The organism is Alteromonas sp. G4i13 (assembly GCF_054960505.1).
Genome location: NZ_JBHNYX010000085.1, coordinates 1 through 5,270 on the forward strand (window position 1 = coordinate 1; position 5,270 = coordinate 5,270).

The 5,270-nt window shown below is 46.1% G+C and carries 6 protein-coding genes; 3 read left to right on the forward strand and 3 right to left on the reverse strand.

The window, feature by feature from the left end:
• Positions 1-82: 82 nt before the first annotated feature.
• The 3 genes from ACFI6J_RS21240 to nudE form a co-directional block, all read right to left on the reverse strand.
• Complete coding sequence (locus tag ACFI6J_RS21240) at positions 83-667, reverse strand: YceI family protein (RefSeq protein WP_014977782.1); 585 nt, start codon at positions 665-667, stop codon at positions 83-85.
• A gap of 127 nt (positions 668-794) precedes the next feature.
• Positions 795-1,640, reverse strand: a complete 846-nt coding sequence (gene cysQ / locus ACFI6J_RS21245) for a 3'(2'),5'-bisphosphate nucleotidase CysQ (protein WP_014951323.1) — start codon at positions 1,638-1,640, stop codon at positions 795-797.
• 3 nt (positions 1,641-1,643) lie between these two features.
• A complete protein-coding gene (nudE, locus tag ACFI6J_RS21250; protein ID WP_014951322.1) occupies positions 1,644-2,207 on the reverse strand; it encodes an ADP compounds hydrolase NudE in 564 nt (187 codons plus the stop codon).
• 71 nt (positions 2,208-2,278) lie between these two features.
• Here nudE and yrfG point away from each other — a divergent pair, with 71 nt between their 5' ends.
• The 3 genes from yrfG to ACFI6J_RS21265 all read left to right on the forward strand — a co-directional run bounded on the left by yrfG (position 2,279) and on the right by ACFI6J_RS21265 (position 5,220).
• Positions 2,279-2,992 carry a GMP/IMP nucleotidase gene (gene yrfG, locus ACFI6J_RS21255; protein WP_156087256.1) on the forward strand — a complete coding sequence of 238 codons (714 nt, stop codon included), beginning with the start codon at positions 2,279-2,281 and terminating at the stop codon, positions 2,990-2,992.
• A 13-nt stretch (positions 2,993-3,005) separates the two neighbouring features.
• Positions 3,006-3,551, forward strand: a complete 546-nt coding sequence (yjjX, locus tag ACFI6J_RS21260) for an inosine/xanthosine triphosphatase (RefSeq protein ID WP_014951320.1) — start codon at positions 3,006-3,008, stop codon at positions 3,549-3,551.
• 280 nt (positions 3,552-3,831) lie between these two features.
• Positions 3,832-5,220, forward strand: coding sequence for an NAD-dependent succinate-semialdehyde dehydrogenase (locus ACFI6J_RS21265; RefSeq protein ID WP_014951319.1), 1,389 nt, complete (start codon positions 3,832-3,834; stop codon positions 5,218-5,220).
• Positions 5,221-5,270: the final 50 nt, after the last annotated feature.

Genomic DNA, 5,270 nt, shown 5'->3' on the forward strand with positions numbered 1-5,270 from the left:
CCGCACATGTGTGCGGTTTTTTATTGCGTTTAGTCACGTGCCACCTAGCTTTTTATCGATAGACGGCGGCAATAACAATGTTTTATTGAGTAAACGTAACTGAAAACGTTACGGGTACTGTTGTTGTTATGCTCTTAAGCCCTGCAATTTTTTGAAGTGCAGCTACGCCTTCAGCAAGTCCAAAAGACTCTGCTTTAATTAACGTTGGTGACGTGGTTGATACGGTAAGCGTATCGTCGTTTACTTTACTTGCTTTAACAGCAAATGACGTAGGAACGGCTTTTCCGTGCAACATCAAAATACCGTCTACCTTCCCGTTAACAACTTGGCCCGATTTCAGGTTCATCATCGACTCAGGCAAGTTGGCCTCAAATGTCGCTTGTGCAAACTTGGTCACGTTGAACAGCATCTCTTGCATTCGCTTGTTGCGAATATCAATGGCTGTATTCACTGACGATAAGTCAACCGCCACGTTAAGTTTGCCACCGTCAGACAGCGTACCATCAAAGCTATCAAACTTATGTACTTCGGTGACTTGTGCATTCTTCGTCGATAAGAAGTGTAGTGCACTTGTTTCGCCGTCTATTGACCAATCGGCTGCGGCGGGAAATGCTAGCCCACATGCGAGCAATGCTGCAGACAACGTGCGAATACGTGTAGTCATCATAGGTTACTCCTTTTACTTTTTGGTTCCATCTGGCTTGATTTAACCACTACCAGAGTAATGTGGCCCAGCAACATTACTACGCTATTATACGTAGGTTAACACGCTGCGCTAAGTAAATTATTACGCGCTAGTGCTGATGTGGGTTTACGAAGTCATCATACTGGACTACATCTTGCCATGGCACCCTTTGATCGCCCATTACCACAAAATCTGGGTTCTCTAGCGAATGACGCTGATTGTAGGTAAGAGGTTCGAAGTTAGCGGCGGCAATACTCCCACCCGCTTCAGAAACAATGCATTGCGATGCGCCAGTGTCCCATTCGCCGGTAATACCGATGCGCATAAACACATCAGCTTTTCCTTCGGCAATAAAGCAGGCTTTCAGGGAACAGCTTCCCAATGGAAGCGTTTGGTATACGCGCTTAGCGCACATTCTGCTGAGCACTTTTTCTCTCGACTGACGACGGCTTATTGCAATCATCACCACGCTATTTTTAGGGTCGTCTAGCTTACGTACGCTAATTGGGTGATCGCCATCAGGTGATGACTTAAACGCACCTTTGCCTTTCTGGGCGTAATATAGCGACTGCCCTGGAGGCCAAAAGATAACGCCTATTGTTGGCTCATTGTTCTCTATTAGCGCAATGTTTACTGCGAAATCACCGCTTCTAGCAATGAATTCTTGGGTTCCGTCGATGGGATCGATTAACCAGTACCGAGGCCAATGCTTTCGCTCTTCTAAACTTGCGTGTTTGTTTTCCTCTGAGAGGATTGGGATATCAGGCGTCGCGGCTTGTAAGCGCTTGTTGATGATATCGTTTGCCAAATAATCTGCGCTGGTAACGGGAGACTCATCGTCTTTTTGATAAGCGTCAAACTCCCCTTTATCGTATACTTCTAATACGGCTTCACCGGCTTCGATGGCAATTTCTTTCGCAAGTTCTAGTAGGTCGGCATGGGCGTCATCGGGCATTGTTTATTGTTCCTTAAACCACTTTTGAGCTAAAAACAGCGCGGCTATACAGCGTGCTTCTACAAAGTCTTCTCGTGCAAGTAAAGCATCTGCTTCATCTAAAGGCCAGTGAATCACCTCAAGAGGCTCAGGTTCGTCGCCTTCAAGTTGCTTTGGATACAAGTCTCGAGCCAAAACAATGGTCATATTGGCGTTAAAGAAAGTGGGCGCCATGCTGACCTTATGAAGCTCCACAAGATCATTGGCCGCGAAGCCTGCCTCTTCTTGTAGTTCGCGATTAGCAGCTTCAATGGCAGTTTCGCCAGGGTCTATTAAACCTTTTGGGAAGCCTAGTTGATACGAATGTGTGCCGGCTGCATATTCGCGAATTAACACCATGGTGTTTTCATCAAGCATAGGCACTATCATTACCGCGCCCCTGTTTCCGCCAGCCATCCGCTCGAATTCACGGGTGGCGCCGTTCGAAAACTCAAGGTCTAAGCGTTCTACCCTAAAGAGTTTGCTTTGCGCAACGATTTCACGAGAATGAATTTGTGGTAACGGTTTGTTCGGATCAATTTTTGGCATGTCTATCGCTACAACTTTGTTATCATACTTGTATACAATTTCTTAGCTTACTTCATTATAAGGAAAATCGCTTGCCCTTTCTGCCCTGGAATGAAATAGAAACTGTACTGTTAGACATGGACGGCACTTTGCTGGACCTTCATTACGACAACCAGTTCTGGCTACATCATTTGCCTAAACGATTAGCACAAATAAGAGGAATTTCAGAGGCGCAGAGTCAACGTGAAATGACTGCGCGATATGAGTCAGTATTCGGGCAAATTCAATGGTATTGCTTAGATTACTGGGCTGAATCTCTTGAAATGGACTTAGAAAATGAGTTTATGCCGCTGAAGCGTGAGCTGGCACATTTGCTCGCCCTTCGTGACGATACCATTCCGTTCCTTGATGCGCTTCATGACTCAGGCAGGCAGGTGGTATTAGTGACCAATGCGCACCCAAACAGTTTGGCGCTAAAGATAGAGCATACCCAGCTTGACGCACATATCGACAACCTCATCTCTACCCATGAGTTCGGCGTAACCAAAGAGTCTCAGCTGCTATGGGAAAGATTACAGGCACGGGTAAAGTTCGATGCCCATCGCACTTTATTTGTCGATGACTCACTGCCAATTTTAAATGCGGCAAAGACATACGGTATTAAACATTTACTTGCTGTCGATAACCCTGATAGTACTTTGCCAAATCGCAATATTAGTGAGTTTCCAGCGGTGCGCGATTACCGTTTAATGCTAGAAGATATTAAGCAGAGCCCTGTTGGGACTGTTTCGAAAGGACGTTTTTAAAGGACGAAAGCACATGGTTTCTGACACAATTTACGTAGGGTCGCTGAATCCGGTAAAAATTAATGCTGCGCTCAATACACTCTCTGACACACTAGAGCACGATTTCGACGCTCAGGGTATGGCTGTACCAAGCGGCGTGCCTGACCAGCCAATGAATGAAGATGAAACGCGCTTGGGCGCCATTAATCGCGTGAAGGCCATGCTTGCTCATCATCAAGGTGGTCTCACAGATGCGTGGTATGTGGCAATTGAAGGTGGTGTGGATGTATTTGAAGATGGTCCTGCTACCTTTGCCTATGTGGCGATATACCATGAAGGTCACTGGTCGGTAACGCGAAGTGCAAGCTTGCCTCTTCCTGTAAGCGTATATCAGGCGCTACAGCGTGGCGAAGAACTTGGGCCGGTTATGGACAAGCTCTTTGATACAGTAAACATAAAGCAAAAAGGGGGGGCTATTGGTTTGCTTACTCTTAATCACGCCTCGCGACAAAGTGTTTATGAGGTGGCGTTAACGCTTGCTATGGCAAAGTTCCATTTCCCCGACTTATACACTGACTAGTGTTGAACCTCTAGTGCTGTGCAACAAGGCGCATTACACCGTTAATCAAACAGAGCGCCGCAAGGTTATCCTTACTTAGGAAAAATGATAAGGCGATCGCAACGGTCGCCCTGAAATCTTTACTGCGATAGGTAATCTTTTCTGGATCCTTTCTGACACTATCCATTACTTAGACTTCAAGTTACTTCTATATTATTGAAAATAGGTTAAAAAATATTTTTTGACACCTTGGCTTTTTAGTTGCACTTCCTTCAGACCAAACGGAATAAGGAGAGTGACAATGAGTGAGACAATCAATACCTACAACCCTGCTACAGGTGAAAAGATCGATCATTATCATTTGATGTCAGCCGAGGACGCCGAGCAAGCAGTTACCCGTTCACAAGAAGCCTATTTGAACTGGCGCCGTACGTCATTTGAGACCCGCGCAGATTTATTTAATAACCTTGCAAACCTGATGGAAGAGCGAATTGACGATCTCGCCAGCCTGATGACACGGGAAATGGGTAAGGTTACCGCGCAAGGAAAGCAAGAAGTGCAGCTATGCGCTGAAATATGCCGCTATACGGCAGAGCACGGCGCTTCAATTTTGGAAGACGAACACCGCATTTTCGAAGGCGGTCGAGCAATCATTACGTACCAGCCCATTGGCGTTATTCTTGGCATCCAACCGTGGAATTTTCCGTTGTACCAAGTTATTCGTTACAGCGCCTCAAACATAATGGCGGGTAACACCACGGTACTGAAACATGCTAAAAACGTGTTTGGTATGGCGCAAGCCATTCAGCAAATGTACGAAGATGCTGGCTTTCCTAAAAATGTTTACCAGTCGCTGCTAATTGATGGCAGCACGGCAAGTGACTTAATCAAGCACAAATACGTTCGCGGCGTTACTTTTACCGGGAGTGACGAAGTAGGTAAAGAAGTGGCTAAGGAAGCTGCAAGCCTGTCTAAGAAAACCGTAATGGAGCTTGGAAGTAACGACGCCTTTTTGGTGTTAGAGGATGCTGACATCGACCATGCTGTAGAAATGTGTATCCAAGGACGCGTTATTAATAACGGTGAAACCTGTGTGGCGGCTAAACGCTTTGTTATTGTGGATAGCGTCTATGAAGAATTCCGAGACAAATTTGTGGCGCAGTGTAAAAAGCTAAAAGTTGGCGACCCCACAAACGAAAACACGGATTTGGGCCCAATGGCGAGAGAAGACTTGCGCGATGAACTTCATGAGCAAGTGAAAAAGTCGCTAGAAAACGGCGCTACGCTATCACTGGGTGGAGAAATTCCAGACTCTGATGGTTATTTCTACCCAATTACGGTGCTGGAAGATGTATCGCCAGGTATGCCCGCTTATGATGATGAGCTATTTGGACCAGTTGCGTCGCTCATTCGCGTGCGCGACGACAAGCAAGCCATGGAAGTAGCAAATGATTCACGTTATGGCTTGGGCGGCGGTATCTTCAGTACAGATACCGACAAAGCAATAGCATTGGCGAAAGATGAATTTGATACCGGTATGGTTAATATCAATGGGTACTCTTTGGCACAACCAAACTTACCTTTTGGTGGTGTGAAAGACAGCGGTTACGGTCGTGAGCACGGAGGCTATGGTATGCGTGAATTCGTCAATATCAAAACTATCATGGTCGCTGAGAAATCGGCCGAGTAGTGCACTTCGGTAAAAAGCAATGAGAAGAAAGGCGAACTTCAGGGTTCGCC